The following is a 21,333-nucleotide window of genomic DNA, read 5'->3' on the forward strand; positions in this document are numbered from 1 at the left end:
CCCCGTGGTGCCGGTGCGGTCAGACCGCGATGTGCGGCAGCGGGTCGGGGGCGGGGCCGGCCGGAAGACCGTCCAGTAGCCCGGCCAACAGGTCGTCCGCGGTGCCTGCGTCGGCGAGACAGGGGAGGTCCTGCACCGGAGCGAGCGCCGACACGTCCTGGATCCCGACCTGGAGGGCGGCGACGGCCTGCTGGAGGCCCATCTGGGCGATGTCCGCGCAGGTCGCCGCCGCACGGGGCGCCGGCTGGCCCGCGGCTGCGGCGGCCGGCGCGGTCGGCACCAGGGCGACGGCGGCCAGGGCGGTGACGGCAACTGTCTTGATCATGGCTTCTCCCTCGGTGGGAAGCGTCGTGAGGACCGTCGGCGGTGCCGCCGGCCGGAGGCGACGGGCAGATCCGCGCCGACTCCGATCGTTTCCACCCGGACGGTCCCGCCCCCGCGCCCCACGCCGGAGTTACCGCCGACGGCGGACACCCGACGGCGCGGACGGCGGTGCGGACGGGGGTGCACATTCCGCCGGGCGGGACAGACTCCTGCTGTGGACCTCCGAACCGACCAGCCCGTGGAGGCCGGTGTACCGCAGTCCGGCGGGAACGCCGAGAGCACCGTCACCGTGGTCGTCGCCGGGCTGTGCAACCTCGGTGTCGCCGTCGCCAAGGCGGTCGCGGGGCTGGTGAGCGGCTCCGGCGCGATGCTGTCCGAGGCCGCGCACTCGCTCGCCGACACCGTCACCGAGGTGCTGCTCTTCCTGAGCCTCAAGCGCAGCTCCCGGCCCGCCGACGACGCCCACCCCTTCGGCTACGGGCGGGAGCGGTACGTCTGGGCGCTGCTCGCCTCGTTCGCGACCTTCATCGGCGGAGCCGTCTTCTCCGTCACCGACGGGGTGCAGACCCTCCTGCACGGTGAGGACCTGGGCAGCCCGCTGGCCTCGTACCTGGTGCTGGCCGTCGCCTTCCTGCTGGAGTCGCTGGCGCTGGCGCGGACGGTCCGCCAGGTCCGCGGCGAGGCGGGCCGGCTGGGGGTGTCCGGCGGCCGGTACCTGCGGCGCACCCCCGACACCGCGGTCAAGGCCGTCTTCCTGGAGGACGTCGCCGCGCTGATCGGCCTGGCGCTGGCCTTCGGCGGCGTGCTCGGCACCGAACTGACCGGCGACCCGGCGTGGGACGGCGCGGCCTCGCTGCTGATCGGCGTCCTGCTGGCCTGGGTGGCCGTGGTGCTGGCCCGGGCCAACGCCTCGCTGCTGATCGGCCGGGCCCTGCCGCAGACCGCCGAGGACCGGATCTCCGCCACCCTGCGGGAGCAGCCGCAGGTCGGGCAGGTGGTCGAGCTGGTCACCCTGGTCAGCGGCCCGCAGGACGTCCTGGTCGCGGCCAAGGTGGCGTTCCGGGAGCCGGCCACCGCGCGGGACGTGGAGCTCGCGTGCGAGGAGGCCGAGCGGGCGATCCGCGCGGCCCACCCCGCCGTGGTCCGCGTCTACCTGGACCCGACACCCGGGCAGGTGGCAGACCGGCTGACCGGCTGACCGGCCGGCCGGGGCGCCGTGGGTGCCGGAAACCGCGCGAGGCGGGAGGAACGGTGCTGTTCCTCCCGCCTCGCGGGTACTGCGCCCACCTGCACGGCGACCGGTGGCAGCCGGCGGCCGTCAGGCGACGGCGGTGGTGCGCCGTTCGGCCGGGGCCTGGGGCGCCTCCGCCTGCAGGGCCTGCAGGATGCTCTCGACGGTCTGCTTGGCGTCGCCGAACAGCATGCTGCTGTTCTCGCGGAAGAACAGCGGGTTCTGCACGCCCGCGTAGCCGGACGCCATGGACCGCTTGAAGACGATCACATGACCGGCCTCCCACACCCGCAGCACGGGCATGCCCGCGATCGGGCTCGCCGGGTCCTCCGTCGCCGCCGGGTTGACGGTGTCGTTCGCACCGATCACGAGGACCACCGAGGTGTCGGTGAAGTCGTCGTTGATCTCGTCCATCTCCAGCACGATGTCGTACGGCACCCGCGCCTCGGCGAGCAGCACGTTCATGTGGCCGGGCAGGCGGCCCGCCACCGGGTGCACGCCGAAGCGGACCTCCACACCGCGCTCGCGCAGCACCCGGGTCAGCTCGGCGACCGGGTGCTGGGCCTGGGCCACCGCCATGCCGTAGCCGGGCGTGATGACCACCGAGGTGGCGTCGGCCAGCATCCGGGCCGTCTCGTGGGCGCTGGTCTCCCGGTGCTCGCCCTGCTCCGCGTCCTGCGCGGCGGGCGCCTCGATGCCGAAGCCGCCGGCGATGACGGAGATGAAGGACCGGTTCATCGCCTTGCACATGATGTACGACAGGTAGGCACCGGAGGAGCCCACCAGCGCACCCGTGACGATGAGCAGGTTGTTGTTCAGCAGGAAGCCGGCCGCGGCCGCGGCCCAGCCCGAGTAGCTGTTCAGCATGGAGACCACCACCGGCATGTCGCCGCCGCCGATCGAGGCGACCAGGTGCCAGCCCAGGAGCAGCGCCAGCAGCGTCACCGCGATCATCAGGCCGAGGCTCGGGCTGATCGTGAACCACACCGTCAGCGCCACGAACGCCACCAGCGCCGCGACGTTGAGCGCGTTCTTGCCCGGCAGCATCAGCGGGCTCGACTTGATCCGCGCCGACAGCTTCAGGTAGGCGACGATCGAGCCGGTGAAGGTGACCGCACCGATGAAGATCCCGATGAACACCTCCGCGTGGTGGATGCGCAGCAGGTCCGACCCGATCAGGGCCTGCGCCGCGCCGTGCCGCTCCACCTCCAGGTAGCTGTTCCAGCCCACCAGCACCGCGGCCAGGCCGACGAAGCTGTGCAGCACGGCGATCAGCTCGGGCATCTGCGTCATCTCGACGCGGCGCGCCCGCCACAGGCCGACCGCGCCGCCGGCGGCCATGGCGACCACGATCAGGGACACCGCGGCCGCCGACACGTCGTGCGCCGCGACCACGGCGGTGGCCACGAGCGCCAGCGCCATGCCGGCGATGCCGTAGGCCACACCGGCCCGCGAGGTGCGGTGCTGGGAGAGCCCGGCGAGGCTGAGGATGAACAGGAGGGCGGCAACGAGGTCGGCGGCGTGCGCGGCCGTCGTGTACGTCATCGGTCATCGGCCTTTCGAGAACATGCCGAGCATGCGGCGGGTGACGGCGAAGCCTCCGAAGATGTTCACGCTCGTCAGCAGGATCGCCACGAAGGCCAGCACGGTGACGAGCGCGCTCTCGTGGCCGATCTGCAGCAGCGCGCCGATGACGACGATCCCGGAGATCGCATTGGTGACCGACATCAGCGGGGTGTGCAGCGCGTGGTGCACCTTGCCGATCACGTAGTAGCCGATCACCACCGCCAGCGTGAACACCGTGAAGTTCTCCGCCAGCTGCGCCGGGGCGAAGGCGATCAGCAGGAACAGCGCCAGCATGCCGAGGCCGATCAGCCCGAAGCGTGCCGCCACGGACAGCTTGGGCTTCTCGGGCGCGGCCGGTGCCGGTGCGGCGGCCGGTGCGGCGGCGGGCGCCGCGGACACCTGGACGGGCGGCGGCGGCCAGGTCAGCTCGCCGTCGCGGACGATCGTCACCGAGCGCTGGACCACGTCCTCGAAGTCGATCACCAGCCGGCCGTCCTTGCCGGGCGTGAGCAGCTTCAGCAGGTTGACGAGGTTGGTGCCGAACAGCTGCGAGGCCTGGGCCGGCAGCCGGGAGGCGAGATCGGTGTAGCCGATCAGCGTCACGCCGTTGTCGGTGACGACCACGCGGCCGGCGACGGTGCCCTCCACGTTGCCGCCCTGGGCGGCCGCCATGTCGACGATCACGCTGCCCGGCTTCATCGAGGCGACCTGCTCGGCGGTGATCAGCCGCGGCGCCGGACGGCCCGGGATCAGCGCGGTGGTGATGACGATGTCCACGTCCGCGGTCTGCCGGCTGTACAGCTCCGCGGCCGCCCGGTCGTAGTCCGCCGAGGTGGCCTTGGCGTAGCCGTCGGTGCTGCGCTCCTGCTCGACGTCGACCGGCAGGAACTCACCGCCCAGCGATTTCACCTGGTCGGCGACCTCGGGCCGCGGGTCGGTGGCGCGGACCACCGCTCCCAGGCTGCTCGCCGCGCCGATCGCGGCGAGGCCGGCCACGCCGGCACCGGCGACCAGGACCTTCGCCGGCGGGACCTTGCCCGCGGCGGTGACCTGTCCGGTGAAGAACCTGCCGAAGACGTGCGCGGCCTCGATGACGGCCCGGTAGCCGGCGATGTTCGCCATCGAGCTGAGCACGTCCATCGACTGCGCCCGGGAGATCCGCGGCACCGCGTCGAGCGCGAGCACCGTGATCCGGCGCGCCGAGAGGCGCTCGAGCAGCTCGGGGTTCTGGCCCGGGCCGATCAGGCCGACCAGGGTCGCGCCGTCACGCAGCCGGGCGATCTCCTCGGCGGACGGGGCGTTGACCTTGAGCACGAGGTCCGCCTGCCAGGCGTCGCCGATGGCGGCACCCGCGTCGAGGTAGGTGTCGTCGGTGAACCCCGACGCCGAGCCGGCGCCCGACTCGACGACGACGTCGTAGCCCAGGGCGAGCAGCTGACGCACCGTGGCCGGTGTCGCCGCGACCCGCGTCTCCCCGGTGGCGGACTCGGCCACCACACCGAGGGTCTGGGGTGGGGGCTGGGCCGGTTCTTCAGCAGGCATGGCAGGTGACTCCCTTGTCGGAGGCGCAGCTGTGGGCAGGCAGAACGCAATCGGGGGAGGCCTCACCCCTTGGTCGCAGGAACGTACACCCGTGCCACGAGCTGTGACGACGGGCCGCCCGGTGACCTTGCTCACTTGAGGCAGGTGTGGGGCTGTGAGGTCCGGCACCACCGCTATCACCTGCGGAAACGTCCCGATGCGGCCCGATCGGGCGCAGGTGCGGGGGTGGCACGGCGCCCGTGGCGGGGTGCCGCGCCGGACGGTTCTCGTACCTCACCGTGTCGGCTGCGGCGCTCGGCGCCCGCCGCGGTGGCACCCGGCCCGGCGGGGCGTGCCGCCGCCGGCCGTCCGGCTCCCTTGCCCGTGTGCACCTGTCATCCGTCCATCCTGGCCCGGGGGCGGGGATCGGTCCATGGTGCCTCCCCGGCGCGTCGCGAAGCTGCACGCGGAAGGACAAACTCCCGCGCAGGCGGGAAAGCGCCCGAGGGACGCCCATCGCCTCAGGGCTCCGGGGCGGGGAGGGCCTGTTCGGCCCAGATGGTCTTGCCCCGGGGGTTGTAGCGGGTGCCCCAGTGGGTGGTGAGCTGGGCCACCAGGAACAGTCCGCGGCCGCCCTCGTCCGTCGTGGCCGCGTACCGCAGGTGCGGGGCGGTGCTGCTGCCGTCGGAGACCTCGCAGATCAGCGCCCGGTCCCGGAGCAGCCGCACCCTGGCGGGTTCGGTGCCGTAGCGGATGGCGTTGGTGGCGAGCTCGCTGAGGATCAGCTCGGTGGCGAAGGACAGGTCGCCGAGGTCCCACTTCTCGAGCGTCGAGGTCGTCCAGGCCCGCAGGTCGGCGACGGCCTCCGGGTCGAACGGGATGTCCCGTTCGGCGATGTCCTCCGCGGCGATCACCCGGGTGCGGGCGATCAGCAGGGCCACGTCGTCCTGCGGCCGGGCCGGCAGCAGGGACTCGAGGACGGCCCGGCAGTTGTCCTCGGGCTCCCGGTCGTGGGAGAGGGCGTTGCGCAGCAGGTCCATGCCGACGTCGAAGTCCCGCGCGCGGTCCTCGATCAGGCCGTCGGTGTAGAGGACGATCTGGGTGCCTTCCGGCAGGTGCACCTCGGCGGTCTCGAAGGGCCCGCCGCCGCCCGCGCCCAGCGGCGGGCCGACCGGCAGGTCCGGGAAGTCGACGCAGCCGTCCGGGCGGACCAGCGCGGGCGCGGGGTGGCCGGCCCGGCTGACGGTGCACAGCCGGGAGACCGGGTCGTAGATGGCGTACAGGCAGGTGGCGCCGGAGACGCCCGTCCCGGTGCCGTCGTCGCTCTCCTCCTGGTCGATGCGGTCGACGAGTTCGTCGAGGTGCCCGAGCAGTTCGTCCGGCGGGATGTCGAGGGCCGAGAAGTTGTGGACGGCGGTGCGGAGCCGGCCCATGGTGGCCGCGGCGTGCAGGCCGTGGCCGACGACGTCGCCCACCACCAGGGCGACCCGGCTGCCGGGCAGCGGGATCACGTCGAACCAGTCGCCGCTGACCCCGGACTGCGCCGGGAGGTATCGGTGGGCGACCTCCAGCGCGCTCTGCTCCGGCAGGGCCCTCGGCAGCAGGCTGCGCTGCAGGGTCACCGCCATGGCGTGCTCCCGGGTGTAGCGGCGCGCGTTGTCGATGCTGACCGCCGCCCGTGCGACGAGCTCCTCGGCCAGCGACAGGTCCTCGTCGTCGAACGGCTCGGGCTTCTCCGACCGCCAGAAGTTGGCGACGCCCAGGATGATGCCGCGGGCCGACAGCGGCGTGGTGATCAGCGAGTGGACGCCGTGGTCGAGGACCCCGCCGGTCCACTTCGGGTCCTGCGCCTTCCACCCCTCCGCCACCGACAGGTCCGGCACGACCTGCGACACCCCGCTGTCGAAGCCCTGGGCCTGCGGCGTGGACGGGATGAAGGTGATCAGCCGGCCGCGGGGGTAGAAGGGGTGGTCCTCGTGGATCCCGCTGACGGCGACGCGGCGCAGCTCCATCCCGCCGCCGGCGGGCTCGTTGCCCTGCAGGACGGGGTCGGCGAGGTCGACGGTGACGAAGTCCGCGAGGCCCGGGACGGCGACCCGGGCCAGTTCCTCGGCCGTGCGCACCACGTCCAGGGACGAGCCGATCCCGACGCCCGCCTCGTACAGCAGCGCGAGGCGCTTGTTGGCCACCTCGGCCTTGCCGGAGACCGCCATCAGCTCGGTCGAGTCGCGGATCGTCGCGACCGTCCCCATCGCGCCGCTGTGGCGGTCGGTCGGCCGCTGGTTCACCACGAGCAGCCGCCCGCCGGCCCGGTGCACCTCGTCCGCGGCGACCCGGCCCGACTGCAGCAGCTCGGCCGTGTCCGGGTCCAGCCGGTCCAGGTCGGAGACGTACCGGCCCTCCGCGTCGGGCGGCAGGCCCAGCAGCTCCTTCGCCTCGTCGTTCGCCAGGACCAGCCGCCCGTCCTGTCCGATGATCACCACGCCCTCGCGCACCGCGTGCAGCACCGCGTTGTGGTGCTCGTACATGCGGGTCATCTCGGCCGGGCCGAGACCGCCGGTCTGGCGCTTCAGCCGCCGGGCCGCGAGGGCGGTGCCGGTGGTGGCCACCGCGAGGGCGGCGGCGCCGGTGAACAGGATGATCGGCACCTGCTTGTTGCCGGCGGAGGTGACGTTCTTGACCTTGAGCCCGGCCGACACCAGGCCCACCACCGAACCGTCCGCCCCCTTGACCGGTACGACCGCCTGGACCTCGTCGCCCAGCGGGCCGTGCACGCTCTCCGTGTGGATGCGGCCCTCCAGGGACGGTTCGATCGTCCCCACGAACCGCTGCCCGATCCGGTCCGGCAGCGGGTGCGTGTAACGGATTCCGTTGGTGTCCATGATCACGATGAAGTCGACGCCCGCGTCCTTGCGCGCCGCCTCCGTGAGCGGCTGCAGCACCGACGAGGGCGAGGACGACTTCAGGGTGTCGACGAGGCCCGGGGAGTGCGCGAACGACTCCGCCACCGCCACCGACCGGTTGCGGGCCTCCGTCTCACTGGCCCGCCTGGACTCCAGCACCAGCGCCAGGATCGCCCCCAGGACGAGGAGCACCACCACGATCACCTGCACGGCGAACATCTGGCCCGCGACGCTCCGCGGACTCCTCGCAAGCCGTGACTGCTTGGAGGCCCCTCGGGGTCGGTCGGCGCGTTCGACCATGGGTCCTTTCTAACACCGCTCCGTGGACGACCACGAAGCGTGGCGAAGATGCGGCGGGCGTGCGCCGCGGAGAACTGATTTCCCACCGGCCCCACCCGTACCGTAGAGTCGGGTTCACCGACGCGGGGTGGAGCAGCTCGGTAGCTCGCTGGGCTCATAACCCAGAGGTCGCAGGTTCAAATCCTGTCCCCGCTACCAATCGCGAAGGGCCCGGTACCTCCAGGTGCCGGGCCTTTCCGCATGCCGGGCCCCCTGGAGGACTCCGGGCACCGGGGTGCGTGCGGGCGGCCGTTGACGGTCGGTACGGAGGCTGACACGATCACCGGATGACCGCCGACCGCCCCGCCGGCCCCATCCGCCTCCGCAGCCACTGGCAGCGTGCCGTGCTGGCACTCTGCGGTGCCGTGTTCCTGGTGATCGCCGTCGGGATGGTCGTCGAGGGCCCGTGGGGCACGCGGCTGCTGGGCCTGGTCATCGGTGCCGCCGCCTCCTGGTGGACCTGGCGGGCCGTCCGGCTCGGCGTGACGCTCGACGAGACCGGCGTGGCCAGCCACGGCATGGAACGCACCCACCGCACTCCGTGGTGCACGATCGCCTCGGTCTCCGCCCAGACCCTCCCCGGGCCCGGCCTGGGCACCGTCACCACCCTGGTGCTCACCCGCTACGACGGCGAACCGGTCGCCCTGCGCGGCATCGCCGGGTACGCGAGCGACCGCAACGCCGCCCGGATGCGGGAGCTGCAGGACCGTATGGAAGCGCTGCGCACCGCGCACCGCGCCGGCTGCGAGAGCTGCCCGGCCGGAGCCTGAGCGCGGGCGGGCGGCTCCGGGATCAGCGGCTAGCCCGCGGGTCGCTCCGACGGGGCCGGGATGCACAGGCGCGCCAGGACGGCTGCCGTGAGGTAGGCCGCTGTGCCGACGGCCATGCTGATGCGCACCCCTTCGCCGTAGTCGGCGGCGGTGGCGAGGAAGGTGCCGCCGAGCGCCACTCCTGCGGCGCTGCCGATCTGGCGGGCGGTGTTGAACAGGGCGGACGCCGTGCCCGCGTATGCGGTGGGGGCGGCCGCCATCACGGTGGTGGTCGCGCCGGTGAGGGCGAAGGACGTGCCGAAGCCCGCCGCCATCATCGGGGCCACCAGCAAGGCGTAGGCGGGGTCGGTCCCGGCAGCGGCCCAGGCGGCCGCCCCGGCGGCCGCGACGAGCATTCCGGAGACGACCAGAGGGCGGTGCCCGGTGCGCCGGGCCAGCCGGCCGGCCAGGGCCGAGGCGAACATGGTCATCGCCACGGCCGGGAAGAGCGCGGCCCCGGTGCCGAGCGCGCTGTAGCCGCGCTGGTGCTGGAAGTAGAGGCTGGCGGTGAACACCATGCCGTAGAAGGCGAAGTTGAACAGCAGACCGATGGCGGCGCCGCCGCTCAGGGCGCGCGAGCGGAGCAGGCCGAGCGGCAGGACGGGGGAGCGGGCCCGGTGTTCGCGGGCCACGAAGGCGCAGGCCGCGGCGACCGACATGGCCGCCGCCCCGAGGACGAGCGGGTCCGTCCAGCCGCGCCGGCCGGCCTCGTTGAGGGCCGCGATCAGCAGGGCGACGGCCGCGAAGACGGCGACCTGCGCGGGCGGGTCCAGCGGGCGGTCGGGGCGGCGCGGCGAGGCGGCGACATGGCGCAGGGTCAGTGCGATGCAGGCGGCCCCGACGGGCAGGTTGATCAGGAAGACCCACCGCCAGCCCACGGTGGAGACCAGCAGCCCGCCCAGCAGCGGCCCGGCGGAGGCGGCGATGCCGGCCATCGCCCCCCCACAGGCCGAAGGCGCGGGAGCGCGCGTCCGGCGCCGGGTAGGCCTGCTGGAGCAGGGCGAGCGAGCCGGGCACGATCAGCGCCGCACCGAGGCCCTCCACCAGCCGGGCGGCCACCAGGACGGGTGTGTTCGGGGCGAGCGCGCAGCCGGCCGAGGCCGCGGTGAACACCGCCGCGCCGGTGCAGAAGATCCGCCGGTTGCCCAGACGGTCGCCGAGCGCCCCGCCGGTGAGCAGCAGTCCGGCGAAGACCAGGGTGTAGCCGTCGGTGATCCACTGGATGCCGGTGAGCGAGGCGTGCAGCTCCCGGCCGACCACCGGCACCGCGACATTGATGATCGTCACATCGAGGATCACCATGAAGTACCCGGCGCACACCGCCAGCAGGGGGGCCCAGGTCCGCCCCGCCTGGCCGCCGCCACCGGACCGCTCCGCTCCCGCCACGCCCGACGCTCCCGGCCCGCACCAGCCCGCCCTGGACACGACTCACCTTACGAGACGTCAGCTGCCCCACCAGGCACGGCTCGACGGGAACCATCGCGCGGGCGGTAGCGTCGATCGGTTGTACGAAACACACGGAGGAGAACCGCGCGTGGCTGTGACCCTGCCCGAAGAGATGATGCTGCTGTCGCTGGACGACGAGTCCGGCCAGGCGAAGGACGGGCTCATGCTGGGCTTGCCGCTCTCGGGCGCCATCGTCCTCGAGCTCGCGTTCGCCGGGCGGGTCACCCTCGCCGACGGCCAGGTCCGGGTGGTCGACACCAGGCCGACCGGGGTCGAGCTGCTGGACGGCCGACTGGCCGCGCTCGCCGCGTGGACCGAGGGCCGGCGCAGGACGAAGATCGGCGACTGGCTGATGAAGGACCAGCGCACCTCCGTCCGCGCCGCGGAGGAGAGCCTGTGCCGGCGCGGCCTGGTCACCGAGGAGAAGCACAAGGTGCTCGGCCTCATCCCGGTCAGGCGGTACCCGGAGGTGGACGGCTCGGTCGAGCGCGAGCTCCGCGAGCGGCTGACCGATGCCGTGCTGCGCGGCGAGGAGGCCGACGACCGGACCGCTGCGCTGATCGCCCTGCTCCAGGCGGGGCTGCTGCACCGGATCGCCTTCCCCGGCGTGCCGCGCCGGGAGGTCGAGCCGCGGATGAAGGCGTTCACCGAGGGCCACGGGGTGGCCGAGAGCATCCGGGCCGCGGTGGGAGCCATGTACGCGGCGGTCGCGGCCGCCATGGTGGCCACCGCCGCCGGGGCGGTCTGACCGCACCCGCCGCCCGGCGGCGGGGTCGTCGCCGGCCGACCGTGTGCTGCGTCGTCAAAGGTCGTGGGTGCACGACAAGGGGCACGTGGGGACACGTGGGGCACGCGGTGCCGGGGCCGGAATCCCCGCCGGCCCCGGCACCGCACGGCGGCGATCGTAGACAGCCGTGCGACGGCCGTGCCAAGGCGGCGGCGCCGGTGTACCCGACCCGCGCACTCTTTCGGTCAATCACCGGTCACGGCGTTCCGCGGTATGGCATCCTCGGCCGTTCTCGGCCCGCGGCGCCCGGAACTCCGGAGCGGAGGATCCACTTGTCCCCGTTGATTCCGATGTAGCGTCCGCATGTCGCGGGAGGAGTCCGGGATTGACACCTTCCCGGCTGCCTGCAGTCACCTGCGGCCACCCGCATCCGGCTGCACGTCCACCGCCGATGTTGGCGCGAATTGCGCCTGCGGGCGCTCCCGGCGGACGGGAGCCTGCCGACGGCGGACCCGGAGCCGGGCTCAGAGGACGGTGCGGAGGAGGATCATCACCAGCAGCAGCACGAGCATGATCCCGCCGACGGCCCAGCCGACCGCGGTTGCGACCGCGGCCGGCCTGAGAGCGGTCAAGGGGGTCGTCGGCTTCTCGGGAACGGGCCGGGGGAAGAGCCCGCCGATGCAGGCGGTGACGGCGGCCGGCAGCAGGACGGAGGTGAGCCACGCCGGGTACAGGGCGCCGCTGTCGTAGCGGCTCGAACCGTGCGACAGCTCGGGCGCGGCGCCGGCCAGCAGCCAGGCCGCTCCGGCGACGAGGGCACTGTGGGCGAGCAGCACACCGGCCGCGCCCCAGGCCGCGGCGATCCGCCGGGGCTGCGCCAGGTGGGCCAGGCCGTGGGCCGCGACACCGGAGACCACGGCGGCCAGCTGGAACGCGAACAACCCGAAGCCCTCGGGCCGCAGCGCGCGCTGAACACCCTCCAGCCACCTGGTCCGGTCGGCGGTCTCCTGGAGCCAGACCGTCGCGGCGATGCTCGCCGCGACGCAGAGCACGGCGAGCACGATCCGCGCGGTCCTGCGGACCGGGGAGGCCTTCACCACCGGGGGCGGGATGTGATCGAGCATGCCCGGCAGGCTACAGGCCGCCCTCGGATGCGGAACCGGCCCCTCCCCATCCATGGGGAGTGCTCAGCACGTGTGCGGTCCGGGGCTCTCCGTCCGTACGCGCAGGCGGCCGGCCGCTGCCAGTGCGTCCAGGCGGCGCTGCTCGGTCGCGGCCCAGGCGGCGACGCGCGCGGGGTCGAGCGGGATGCCGTGGCCGACGTGCAGCCTGGTCGGCCCGAGCGCGAGCATTTCGCGCAGGCTGGCCAGGTTGCGCTGCGGGTCGTCGTGGAAGGGCGGGTTGGCAGGGCGTCCGGGGATCAGGCCCATGAACGAGTTGGCGACCATGTCGCCGGCCACCAGGTCACCGTCGTCGGTGAGGACGGAGATCGAGCCGGCGGTGTGGCCGGGGGTGGGCATGATGCGGGCGTCGACGCCGAAGTCGTGCAGGCCCGTCTCGCCGCGGACCAGGACGTCGGGCTCGAACGGTTCGGCGGTGGCGTGCAGTCGGGGGTCGCGGTCCATCAGGCGGCCCATCGGCCCGGTCGGCAGGTAGGGCTCGTGGACCCGGCCCGTGCGGAACGGCTGGAGGTCGTCGACGTGGCCGGCGACGGGCGCCCCGGTGAGGCGGTGGAGTTCGGCGGCGGACCCGAAGTGGTCGATGTGGCCGTGGGTGATGACGATCAGTCCGATGTCGGCGGGGTCGACGCCGTGCCGGGCGACGGCATCGCGGATCAGACGACCGGACCCGGGCGTGCCGGCGTCCACGACGATCGGCCGGCGGCCCAGCAGCAGATAGGCGTTGATGGCGTGCCTGCCGAGGACCGGGATCGCGACGACCTTGGTGCGTGACATGGGGGCTCCCTTGCGAGCGTGCGTGTGCGTGCCCGCCCGTGTGCGGGCAGGGCGGGACGGACAGGCGGCGGCCCGGGGCGGGCGCCGTCCTGCCCGAAGGGGACAGGTGTACGGGGACGGTCAGGCGGCCGGGGGAGCCGTCGCGTCGGGGGAGCGGAAGCGGCGGCGGTACTCGGCGGGCGTGGTGCCCAGCCGGTTCCTGAAGACGCGGTGCAGGGTCTCGACGGAGCCGAGCCCGGTGCCGGCGGCGATGGCCGGCAGGCTGCGGTCGCTCTCCTCCAGCAGGCGCCGGGCGGCCTCCAGCCGGACGGCTTCCAGGTAGTCGGCGGGGGTACGGCCGGTGCGGCGGCGGAACAGCCGGGAGAAGTGCCGCACGCTCAGGTTCAGCCGGTCGGGGAGGACCTGGGCGGGCAGGTCCTCCGCCAAGTGGTCCTGGATCCACAGGCGCAGGGCGTCGATGCGGTCGTCGGCCGGTGCCTGGAGGGACAGCGGGACGCTGAACTGGCTCTGCCCGCCGGGACGTTTGACGTACATCACCAGGGCCCGGGCCACCTCGAGGGCCAGTGCCTGACCGTGGTCCTCGGCGACCATGGCGAGCGCCAGGTCCAGCACCGCGGTGACTCCGGCGCACGTCCACACCCGCCCGCTGCGGACGAAGATCGGGTCCGGGTCGACGTCGACCGACGGGTGGTCGGCGGCGAGCTGCCCGGCGGTGAGCCAGTGCGTCGTCGCCGGCAGGCCGTCCAGCACTCCGGCGGCCGCCAGCAGGTGGGCGCCCGCGCACAGTCCGGCCACCCGGCGTGCCTGCGGGGCGGCCAGGGGGAGCCACTCGGTCACGACGGGGTCGACCACCGCCTCGACCCGGCCCGCGGAGAGGTCCATCGCACCCGCCACCAGCAGGGTGTCGACGCCGTCGACCGCCTCGTCCAGTGCCACGTCCGCGACGAGCCGGACGCCTGCGGAGGTCCGGAGCTCCCCGGCCGCCGCCGCTGCGATCTCCACCCGGTAGCCGGGCCGGTCGGGGCCGAGCAGACGCGTGGCGACGGAGAACACCTCCGTCGGCCCGGTGACGTCCAACAGCTCGACGCCCGGGAACGCGACGACGACGACTCTGCGCGGTTCGGCCATGCCACGATCCTCGCCGCCCTGCCTGCGCGTCCGCAATGACCAGGTTCTGTCAGAAACGGCCACACCCTGCCGTGCGTTGCTGTCGGCGCAGGCCACTAGGGTCACCCGGACCGACGGGCAGGAGGGCTGCCCGCAGAGCAGGGGGCATGCACGATGGCGGGACACACGCTGCGCTTCCACGGCCGCGCGGCGGCGCTGGCCGGGATGGACCCGGAGGTGTCGGCGGAGGCCGCGGCGGCACTGGACCGCTTCGAAGCCGTGCACGGGCGCGCCGTGCCGGCCTCGGTGCGCGAGTGGTTCGCGCTGGCGCAGGGCGCCGACGTACTGCGGAAGTTCGGCAACGGCGACGCGGTGTACGGCGCCGACCGGCTGGGCCGCGAAGAGTTCTACTACTGGCCCGAGGACAACGGGGACTGGCCGGACGACGTGGAGGAGCAGGAGGAGCGGCCGATCGACCCGGTCGGGGCGCTCGGCCTGCTGCCGTTCCTGGTCGAGAACCAGGGCGTCTGGGTGATGGCCGTCCGCCTCGACGGCTCCGAGGACCCGCCGGTGGTCATCTCCTTCGACGAGGTGACGCCGTCCGCGGCCTGGCGGCCGTGCGCCGACCGCTTCTCCGACCTGGTCCACGCCCGGATCTGGGACGCACCGGTGCACCGGAACGGCACGCAGCTCGCCACACCCGAGGGCACCGAGCCGTCCGCCCTCCTGGACGTCCTGCGGCGGGACTTCACCTCCGGCCCGCCGACCGCCGACGGCCTCCAGCGGTACTCCCGCGACGGCGACCGCCAGCGGGTCCTGGTCGAGCAGTGGCGCGGCCGGTGGCACACCACGGCATGGGCGGCGGACGAGGCCTCGGCGGCGGCCCTGGCAGCCACTCTCGGCACGGACACCGGCGCCGAGCAGTGATGCCACTGCCGCGGTCAGGCCGGCGGGCCGGGACCAGGAGGAGAAGTCCCGGCTCGCGATCCAGGACGTCCCCCCGGAAAGCGCCGACGGCTCGCCGGTGGCGGCGGTCATGCGAGCCCGGCGACCTGGACGCTTTCGGCCGCTGAGGCCACCCGCGGCGGCGCCGTGCTGCAGACCCTGGAGGACTTCGCGATCACGCGTGACGGCCGTCCCTACCGTGCGGCCGACGTCAACTACTGGGGCGTCACCTTCACCGCCGACGACAACCGCTTCTACGCCACCCTCGCCACCGGCGGCCGCCGCCACCTGGTCGAGGGCGATCTGGCGGCCCCTACGGTGCGGACGGTCGCCGACAACGTGGAGTGCCCGTCGCTGTCGCCGGACGGCAGGCGGATCGCCTTCGAGCAGGCGGTCGACGGCGACCCGGTGAAGGGCTGGCGACCGGCCGTGATGGACCTCGCGAGCGGCGCCGTCCGGGTGCTGCCCGAGCAGCGTTCGGTGGACGACCAGCCGGCCTGGCTGGACGATGCGACGGTGGCCTACGCCCTCCAGCGGCCGGACGGGGTGAACGACGTCTGGTCGGTGCCGGCGGACGGCCCCGCAGCTCCTCGTCCCGGGCGCCGACTCCCCGGCGCCGCTCGCCTGATCCTTCGCCGCGGCGATCCGGACCTCCGCGCACGACCGGCACGCCCGGCAGCCCCCGGGGTGCGGGAGGCTGCCGGGCGCCGGTCCGGTGCGGCCGTGCCGGTGGGTCAGGAGACGCTGACGGCGCTCCAGGCCGCTGCGGCCGCGTTGTACTCGGTACTGCCGGCGCCGTAGAGGTCCTTGGCCGCGTTCAGGGTCGCGGTGCGGGCGCCCTTGTAGTCGGTGGTGGACGTCATGTAGACGGTCAGCGCCCGGTACCAGATCGCGGCGGCCTTCTGGTTGCCGATGCCGGTCACCGTGGAACCGTTGCAGGTGGGGCTGTTGTAGGTGATGCCGTTGATCGTCCGGCTGCCGCTGCCCTCACTGGCGAGGAAGAACCAGTGGTTGCCCACGCCCGAGGAGTTGTGCACGTCGAGCTGGCCGACCTTCTTGCTCCAGCAGTCGGCCGAGCGGCCGTCCAGCGAGGGCTTGTCGAGGCGGCGCAGCCACGGCGGGGTCGACTGGTCGCTGAACAGGTAGTCGGGGGTGTCGATGCTGTTGTGGGCGTACCACTCGACCATGGTGCCGAAGATGTCGCTGGTCGCCTCGTTGAGGCCGCCGGACTCGCCGGCGTAGCGGAGGTTGGCGGTGGCGCTGGTGACGCCGTGGGTCATCTCGTGGCCCATGGTGTCGAGGTCGACCTGCTCGGGGTCGATGGTGCCGTCGCCGTCGCCGGTCATCATGCAGAAGCAGCTGTCGGACCACTGGGCGTTGTCCCAGTTGGTGCCGACGTGCACGAAAACGGTGGCGCCCCGGCCGTCGTTCTTGATGCCGTTCCGCCCGAAGGTGTTCTTGTAGTAGTCGTACGTCCAGGCGGTGTTGGCGTGTGCGTCGACGGCGGCGGTGGCGCGGTCGGTGGAGAACTTCCGGCCGTCGCCCCAGATGTTGTCGGTGTCGGTGAAGAGCGTGCCGGAGCTCGCCTTCAGGCCGCTCGCCGAGACGTTGCGGGCGTCCCTGGTGGTGTGGCCGCGGACGGGGTCGATCAGCGCGTACGTGCCGTTGGACTGCAGGGTGGTGTCGATCGTGACGGTGCCGGTGTACTCGGAGCGGCCGGTGCCGGAGGCCTCGTGCTCGGCGTCGAACTGCTCGATCTCCTCGCCGGTGGTGGCGTCGGTGACGACGACCCGCCCGGAGGGCTGGCCCTGCTTGCCCAGGCCGCTGACGGTGGTCTCCCAGGCCAGCCGGGCGGTGCCGTCGGCGGCCCAGACGACCAGCCGGGGCTCGGACTTCGCGGAGGAGATGCCGGGTGCGGCGGCCAGGGCCTTGGCGGCGGTGGTCTGCGCGGGCACGCTCGGGACGGTGCTCCGGACGGCCGGGTCGTGGCCCTTGGCGCGCGAGGAGTCCTTGAGCCGGCCGCGGGCGTCCTGGTGCACGACCAGGTCGCCGCCGATCACCGGCAGGCCCCGGTAGGTGCGGTCGAAGCGGACGTGCTGGGTGCCGTCCGCGTCGATGACGACGTCCTTGACCCGGAGGGCCTGCCCGGCGCCGAAGCCGAAGAGTCCGGCGTTGCGGGCGACGTTGGCCTCGGCGCGGGCGACGGCGCCGTCGCGGCCCGGGGCGGCGGTTGCGGTGGAGACCTGCACACCGGCGGCGACGAGCGCGGCGGTCGCCGCGAGGGCGCCGGCCGCGAGGGTACGGCGACGCGAAGAGGAGGTGGGGCTCACTCTGTACTCCAGTCGGTAGCTGCTGGGTGGCCGACTGAGAGCTTGGCCGTGAACAGACAAACAGTTCTACGAAACAGTATTGAATTTGACCATTCCGTAGCCTGAAAGGTGACCAATTCGGATCGAATCTGACCGAACTGAGCAAGCGTCATGGCGGGGCGGGTGCTGCGGGCCGGGGCGTGGCGCAGGCCCGGACGGTGTTGGAGCGCGAAAGGCCGCCGGGGCCGCACAACGGTGTTGTGCGGCCCCGGCGGCGGTGGGGGTGCGTCCTAGGACGCCCGTGCGGGACGTCGACGGCGATCCGCATCTCGCGGTCCGGGTCCTCCTCGGTCCAGGAGCCTTCGTCCTCCCGGCCGAGGAACACCACCTCGAGCCACCAGTGCTCGACCCACCGGAGGTGGTTGACCAGGCCGGCGAGGGTCATCAGCGGGGAGCCGGGCAGCGGGGCGCGCCGCGCGTTCTCCGCGGACACCCCCTCGCACTTGGCACGCGCGGTGGCGCGGGCGCAGTCGAGGAACGTGACGAGCTGGGTGCGCTCGTCCAGGGCTGCCGGAACATCGGTTCGTGCAGTCATCGGGCGGAACGATCCATGCGGGGCTGCGGCCTGTCGAGCGGTTTGCGGGCCGGTCGGCAGGCCGCGCAGGCCGACCGGGCCGTTCATTTACGGTTCGTCGGCAACCTGACGGCTGCTCAGGAGCGTTTTCGATGGTGGGGGACGGTCGGCCGGCCCGGTACGGGACACCGACCGCCGCGCTCCCACCGCCAGTACGCACCCGCAGCCGGACTGCACGGCTGCCTCCCACCGAAACGGGGCAGATGATGAGAACCTCACGCGGCCTGCTCGGTCTTCTCGCGGTCGGCGTCGCCGGCGCCGTCGCCGTGGCCCTGATCCCCGGCTCCGGCGGCGACCCGGCGTCCGCGGACACCGCCTCGCCCGCCGTCACGGGCACCGCAGCACCCGGGAAGAGCCCCGACGCGGCCGGGACCACCGCCGCCCGGCCGGCCCCACCCGCCTCGCCTACCTGGGACGGCGTCGTCCGGACGATCGGTGACGGCTCCACGTCCGACACCGGACCGCAACCGAACCAGCCGCCCGTCGAGAAGCTCAAACCCGGCGAGAAGCCGCCGCAGTTCGTGGTGTTCTCCTGGGACGGTGCGCTGGAGAACGAGGACCGCCTCTTCTCCCACTTCCGCCAGGTCGCGAAGGAGAACAACGCCCGGATGACGTTCTTCCTGAGCGGCATCTACCTGGTGCCCAAGTCCAAGCGTTCGCTGTACCACCCGCCCCAGCACGCGGCCGGCGTGTCGGACATCTCCTTCCCCACCGACGCCCACCTCCGGTCGACCCTCGAACAGGTCCGCCAGGCCTGGCTGGACGGGAACGAGATCGGCACGCACTTCAACGGCCACTTCTGCGGCCCCAAGGGCGGCGGCGACTGGAGCGTCGCGGAGTGGCAGAGCGAGCTGGACCAGGCCCGCTCGTTCGTCACCAACTGGAAGACCAACACCGGGCTGAAGAACACGCCGGCGCTGCCCTTCGACTACACCCGCGAACTGGTGGGCGGCCGGGCCCCCTGCCTGGAGGGCCAGAAGAACCTGCTCGCCGCCGAGAAGGCGGCCGGCTTCCGGTACGACGCGAGCTCCCCCGGCGAGTTCCAGGTCTGGCCGGCCAAGAAGGACGGGATCTGGAACTTCCCGCTCCAGCTGGTGCCCTACCCGGGCAAGCCCGTCCAGGTCCTGTCGATGGACTTCAACTTCCTGGCCAACCAGTCCGGGGACAGCACCGAGGGAGATCCGAGGAAGTACCCGGAGTGGGAGCGGCAGACCCGCGACGGCTACCTCAACGGCTTCGAACGGGTCTACAACGGCAGCCGGGCACCGCTGTTCATAGGCAACCACTTCGAGACCTGGAACGGCGGCATCTACATGCAGGCCATCGAGGACGTGGTGAAGAGCGTGTGCAAGCGCGAGGGCGTCCGGTGCGTCGCGTTCCGCGAGCTCGCCGACTGGCTCGACGCCCAGGACCCGAAGGTGCTCGAACGGCTGCGCGGCCTCGACCCGGCCCAGCCCGCCGACTGGTCCGCCCTGGTCAAGTAGCGGCGCGGAGCCGCGGCCGGTGCGGGGCGCGGGGGAACTGCGCAGGTCCCCGCGCCCCTCGCCCGGCTCCGGTTACCCGGTGGGCCGCCGGTTGTAGGCGGTCCAGATCTTCGTCGGCCAGGCGGAGACGGGGTCGGTGGCCGCGGCGCCGCCGATCCCGTCCAGCGGGGACAGCTCCAGGCTCTTCGGGTCCATCCGGAAGACCGTGACCGCGGTGCCGACCTGGCCCTGGTAGCCGACGAACCAGCCCGCGGTGCGGTCCTCGGTCGTCCCCGGCTTGCCCGCGGCCCCGGGGCCCGCCGCGGCGGCCTCGCGGGCGCTGCCGTCCCGGACGGCCTCCCTGAGGGCGTCGTCGACCTGGTCGGCGACCTGCTCCGGCAGCGCCCTGGCGGGGGCGGGCCGGCTCAGCACGACCGGGCTGCCGTTCCGGGCCACCGAGGTCACCGAGTACGGGTCGGTGTGCATGCCCCCGGCCGCGAAGGTGCCGTACGCGGCGGCCGTGCGGATCGCGCTGGGCCGGGAGTTGCCGAGGGAGAACGACGGCACCAGGTCGCCCAGGGTCTCCGGCAGCAGCCCGAGGGAGACCGCGGTCGCCCGGACCCGGTCCAGGCCGACGTCCATGCCGAGCTGCACCAGGGGGCCGTTCACCGACTGCGCCACGGCCGTGCGCAGACCGATGCTGCCCCAGCTCCGGTGGCCGTCGTTGGCGGTCTTCGCCATCCGCCCGTCCCGGCCCCAGTACGGGCCCTCCGGGGTCATCACCGGCACCCCGTCGTTGCCGTCGTAGCGCGTCGCCGGGCTGACCGGGCTCCGCACGCCCTCCCGGCCCTTCCGGACGCCCTGGTCGAGCCCCGCCGCATAGACGAACGGGGTGAACGCCGTGCCGACCGGGACGTTGGAGGTGTTGGCGTCGTCGAAGCCCTGCTTCAGGTAGTCGGGTCCGCCGTACACCGCGACGATCCGCCCGTCCGCGGCGACCGAGGCGGCGCCGATGTGCACATGGCGGTCGGCCTCCCGTGCCGGGTCCAGGGCCGGGCCGGCACTCCGGACGGCGGCGGTGAGCGCGGCCGTCCGCTGCCGGTCGAAGGTGGTGCGGATCTGGTAGCCGCCCAGGTCCAGCTGGGCGGGGGTGATGCCGGAGTGGCCGACGACGTAGCTCTGGGCGAGATCCACCAGGTAGCCGGTCTGGCCGGCGAGGCCCTGCGGGGCCGGCGGCGGCACCGGGTCGGGGAAGACCTTGTAGGTGGCGCGTTCGGCCGCGGACATCTTCCCGGTCTCCACCATCCGGTCCAGGATCCAGGACCACCGGTCGACCGCCCGGCGGCGGTTCTCCGGGCCGAGCGCCGGGTCGTACAGCGACGCGCCCTTGAGCAGCGCGGCGAGGAACGCGGCCTCGCTCGGGTTCAGCGCCGACACGTCCTTGCCGTAGTACGCGGCGGCGGCCCGCTGGATGCCGTAGCTGCCCCGGCCGAACCAGCTGGTGTTCAGGTACCCGGCCAGGATCTCGCGCTTGCTCAGCCGGCGGTCCAGCTTGACCGCGATGACGATCTCGCTGGTCTTGCGGGAGAGGTCCCGGTGCTGGTTCAGGTAGATGTTCTTGACGTACTGCTGGGTGATGGTCGACCCGCCCTGGGACTCGCCGCCCGAGACCGCGGCCCACAGCGCCCGGGCGATGCCCTTGGGGGAGACCCCGGCGTCCGACCAGAAGGTCTCGTTCTCCGCCGAGAGCACCGCCCACTGAACCGGCTCCGGCACCCGGTCGAGCGGCACCTCCTGCCGGTTCACCCACCCGGTGCGGGCCATCTCGGTGCCGTCCGCCCAGTAGAAGACGTTGTTCTGCTGGGTGGCGAAGGAGTTGAGGTCCTCCGGTACGTCCGTGCGGACGTACAGCCAGCAGGCCGCACCCGCCACCGCCGCGAAGGCGACCAGCAGCACCCCGACCGACTGCCGCCAGGACGGCACCCAGCGCCGCACCCCGAGCCGACCCCGCCGGGGGTACTCCGGCCGCAGCCGCAGCAGCCGACGTAACACCC

17 protein-coding genes, 1 tRNA gene and 1 pseudogene are annotated in these 21,333 nt (G+C 73.4%); 7 read left to right on the top strand and 12 right to left on the bottom strand.

Features of this window, described 5'->3' with window-relative positions:
* Positions 1-19: 19 nt before the first annotated feature.
* A complete protein-coding gene (locus AB0M03_RS01600) occupies positions 20-325 on the bottom strand; it encodes a hypothetical protein (protein WP_363487169.1) in 306 nt (101 codons plus the stop codon).
* Positions 326-538: 213 nt separating this feature from the next.
* Here AB0M03_RS01600 and AB0M03_RS01605 point away from each other — a divergent pair, with 213 nt between their 5' ends.
* Positions 539-1,522 (top strand): cation diffusion facilitator family transporter, encoded by a 984-nt coding sequence (locus AB0M03_RS01605; RefSeq protein WP_363487171.1) that lies wholly within the window; start codon positions 539-541, stop codon positions 1,520-1,522.
* Positions 1,523-1,642: 120 nt separating this feature from the next.
* On the opposite strand, the gene pntB is transcribed toward AB0M03_RS01605, so the two are convergent.
* The 3 genes from pntB to AB0M03_RS01620 form a co-directional block, all read right to left on the bottom strand.
* Complete coding sequence (gene pntB / locus AB0M03_RS01610; protein WP_363487173.1) at positions 1,643-3,100, bottom strand: Re/Si-specific NAD(P)(+) transhydrogenase subunit beta; 1,458 nt, start codon at positions 3,098-3,100, stop codon at positions 1,643-1,645.
* Positions 3,101-3,103: 3 nt separating this feature from the next.
* Complete coding sequence (locus AB0M03_RS01615) at positions 3,104-4,663, bottom strand: Re/Si-specific NAD(P)(+) transhydrogenase subunit alpha (protein ID WP_363487175.1); 1,560 nt, start codon at positions 4,661-4,663, stop codon at positions 3,104-3,106.
* A gap of 500 nt (positions 4,664-5,163) precedes the next feature.
* A complete protein-coding gene (locus AB0M03_RS01620) occupies positions 5,164-7,845 on the bottom strand; it encodes a SpoIIE family protein phosphatase (RefSeq protein ID WP_363487177.1) in 2,682 nt (893 codons plus the stop codon).
* A 121-nt stretch (positions 7,846-7,966) separates the two neighbouring features.
* On the opposite strand from AB0M03_RS01620, the gene AB0M03_RS01625 reads away from it, so the two are divergent.
* Both AB0M03_RS01625 and AB0M03_RS01630 read left to right on the top strand, forming a co-directional pair.
* Positions 7,967-8,043: transfer RNA gene (locus AB0M03_RS01625), tRNA-Met, on the top strand.
* A 128-nt stretch (positions 8,044-8,171) separates the two neighbouring features.
* Complete coding sequence (locus AB0M03_RS01630; RefSeq protein ID WP_363487179.1) at positions 8,172-8,654, top strand: hypothetical protein; 483 nt, start codon at positions 8,172-8,174, stop codon at positions 8,652-8,654.
* Between the two features lie 29 nt (positions 8,655-8,683).
* Here the strand turns inward: AB0M03_RS01630 and AB0M03_RS01635 are convergent, their stop codons facing one another.
* Positions 8,684-9,628 carry an MFS transporter gene (locus AB0M03_RS01635; RefSeq protein WP_363487181.1) on the bottom strand — a complete coding sequence of 315 codons (945 nt, stop codon included), beginning with the start codon at positions 9,626-9,628 and terminating at the stop codon, positions 8,684-8,686.
* 64 nt (positions 9,629-9,692) lie between these two features.
* Positions 9,693-9,995, bottom strand: a pseudogene (locus AB0M03_RS01640) (MFS transporter); the annotation flags it as partial.
* 232 nt (positions 9,996-10,227) lie between these two features.
* Between AB0M03_RS01640 and AB0M03_RS01645 the strand changes: the two are divergent.
* Entirely contained in the window at positions 10,228-10,887 is a 660-nt protein-coding gene (locus AB0M03_RS01645) for a GPP34 family phosphoprotein (RefSeq protein ID WP_363487183.1), read from the top strand.
* Between the two features lie 503 nt (positions 10,888-11,390).
* On the opposite strand, the gene AB0M03_RS01650 is transcribed toward AB0M03_RS01645, so the two are convergent.
* The 3 genes from AB0M03_RS01650 to AB0M03_RS01660 all read right to left on the bottom strand — a co-directional run bounded on the left by AB0M03_RS01650 (position 11,391) and on the right by AB0M03_RS01660 (position 13,949).
* The gene (locus tag AB0M03_RS01650; protein WP_363487185.1) at positions 11,391-11,990 is read right to left on the bottom strand and encodes a hypothetical protein; all 600 of its coding nucleotides are present in this window, start codon (positions 11,988-11,990) and stop codon (positions 11,391-11,393) included.
* Positions 11,991-12,053: 63 nt separating this feature from the next.
* Positions 12,054-12,821, bottom strand: a complete 768-nt coding sequence (locus tag AB0M03_RS01655; protein ID WP_363487187.1) for an MBL fold metallo-hydrolase — start codon at positions 12,819-12,821, stop codon at positions 12,054-12,056.
* A gap of 120 nt (positions 12,822-12,941) precedes the next feature.
* A complete protein-coding gene (locus AB0M03_RS01660; protein ID WP_363487189.1) occupies positions 12,942-13,949 on the bottom strand; it encodes a helix-turn-helix domain-containing protein in 1,008 nt (335 codons plus the stop codon).
* A 153-nt stretch (positions 13,950-14,102) separates the two neighbouring features.
* Between AB0M03_RS01660 and AB0M03_RS01665 the strand changes: the two genes are divergently transcribed.
* Together AB0M03_RS01665 and AB0M03_RS01670 are read left to right on the top strand one after the other, a co-directional pair.
* Positions 14,103-14,855: a hypothetical protein gene (locus AB0M03_RS01665; protein ID WP_363487191.1), complete on the top strand. Its 753-nt coding sequence runs from the start codon at positions 14,103-14,105 to the stop codon at positions 14,853-14,855.
* A 165-nt stretch (positions 14,856-15,020) separates the two neighbouring features.
* Positions 15,021-15,674, top strand: a complete 654-nt coding sequence (locus AB0M03_RS01670) for a hypothetical protein (protein ID WP_363487193.1) — start codon at positions 15,021-15,023, stop codon at positions 15,672-15,674.
* Here AB0M03_RS01670 and AB0M03_RS01675 read toward each other — a convergent pair.
* On the bottom strand, positions 15,608-17,203 hold the full coding sequence (locus AB0M03_RS01675) for a M4 family metallopeptidase (protein WP_363487196.1): 1,596 nt from the start codon (positions 17,201-17,203) through the stop codon (positions 15,608-15,610). The genes AB0M03_RS01670 and AB0M03_RS01675 overlap by 67 nt on opposite strands.
* Before the next feature lie 148 nt (positions 17,204-17,351).
* The gene (locus AB0M03_RS01680; RefSeq protein WP_363487198.1) at positions 17,352-17,777 is read right to left on the bottom strand and encodes a DUF664 domain-containing protein; all 426 of its coding nucleotides are present in this window, start codon (positions 17,775-17,777) and stop codon (positions 17,352-17,354) included.
* A gap of 245 nt (positions 17,778-18,022) precedes the next feature.
* Between AB0M03_RS01680 and AB0M03_RS01685 the strand changes: the two genes are divergently transcribed.
* Positions 18,023-19,300 carry a hypothetical protein gene (locus AB0M03_RS01685; protein WP_363487395.1) on the top strand — a complete coding sequence of 426 codons (1,278 nt, stop codon included), beginning with the start codon at positions 18,023-18,025 and terminating at the stop codon, positions 19,298-19,300.
* 72 nt (positions 19,301-19,372) lie between these two features.
* Here the strand turns inward: AB0M03_RS01685 and AB0M03_RS01690 are convergent, their stop codons facing one another.
* Complete coding sequence (locus AB0M03_RS01690) at positions 19,373-21,331, bottom strand: transglycosylase domain-containing protein (protein ID WP_363487200.1); 1,959 nt, start codon at positions 21,329-21,331, stop codon at positions 19,373-19,375.
* Positions 21,332-21,333: the final 2 nt, after the last annotated feature.

Origin of the sequence: Kitasatospora sp. NPDC051914 (genome assembly GCF_040680995.1) — a bacterium.
GTDB lineage: Bacteria > Actinomycetota > Actinomycetes > Streptomycetales > Streptomycetaceae > Kitasatospora.

Coding starts and splice junctions, on each gene's coding strand:
- pntB (WP_363487173.1), bottom strand. CDS start 3,100: ATGACGTACACGACGGCCGCGCACGCCGCCGACCTCGTTGCCGCCCTC.
- AB0M03_RS01630 (WP_363487179.1), top strand. CDS start 8,172: ATGACCGCCGACCGCCCCGCCGGCCCCATCCGCCTCCGCAGCCACTGG.
- AB0M03_RS01660 (WP_363487189.1), bottom strand. CDS start 13,949: ATGGCCGAACCGCGCAGAGTCGTCGTCGTCGCGTTCCCGGGCGTCGAG.
- AB0M03_RS01615 (WP_363487175.1), bottom strand. CDS start 4,663: ATGCCTGCTGAAGAACCGGCCCAGCCCCCACCCCAGACCCTCGGTGTG.
- AB0M03_RS01620 (WP_363487177.1), bottom strand. CDS start 7,845: ATGGTCGAACGCGCCGACCGACCCCGAGGGGCCTCCAAGCAGTCACGG.
- AB0M03_RS01635 (WP_363487181.1), bottom strand. CDS start 9,628: ATGGCCGGCATCGCCGCCTCCGCCGGGCCGCTGCTGGGCGGGCTGCTG.
- AB0M03_RS01680 (WP_363487198.1), bottom strand. CDS start 17,777: ATGACTGCACGAACCGATGTTCCGGCAGCCCTGGACGAGCGCACCCAG.
- AB0M03_RS01665 (WP_363487191.1), top strand. CDS start 14,103: ATGGCGGGACACACGCTGCGCTTCCACGGCCGCGCGGCGGCGCTGGCC.
- AB0M03_RS01685 (WP_363487395.1), top strand. CDS start 18,023: ATGAGAACCTCACGCGGCCTGCTCGGTCTTCTCGCGGTCGGCGTCGCC.
- AB0M03_RS01655 (WP_363487187.1), bottom strand. CDS start 12,821: ATGTCACGCACCAAGGTCGTCGCGATCCCGGTCCTCGGCAGGCACGCC.
- AB0M03_RS01600 (WP_363487169.1), bottom strand. CDS start 325: ATGATCAAGACAGTTGCCGTCACCGCCCTGGCCGCCGTCGCCCTGGTG.
- AB0M03_RS01650 (WP_363487185.1), bottom strand. CDS start 11,990: ATGCTCGATCACATCCCGCCCCCGGTGGTGAAGGCCTCCCCGGTCCGC.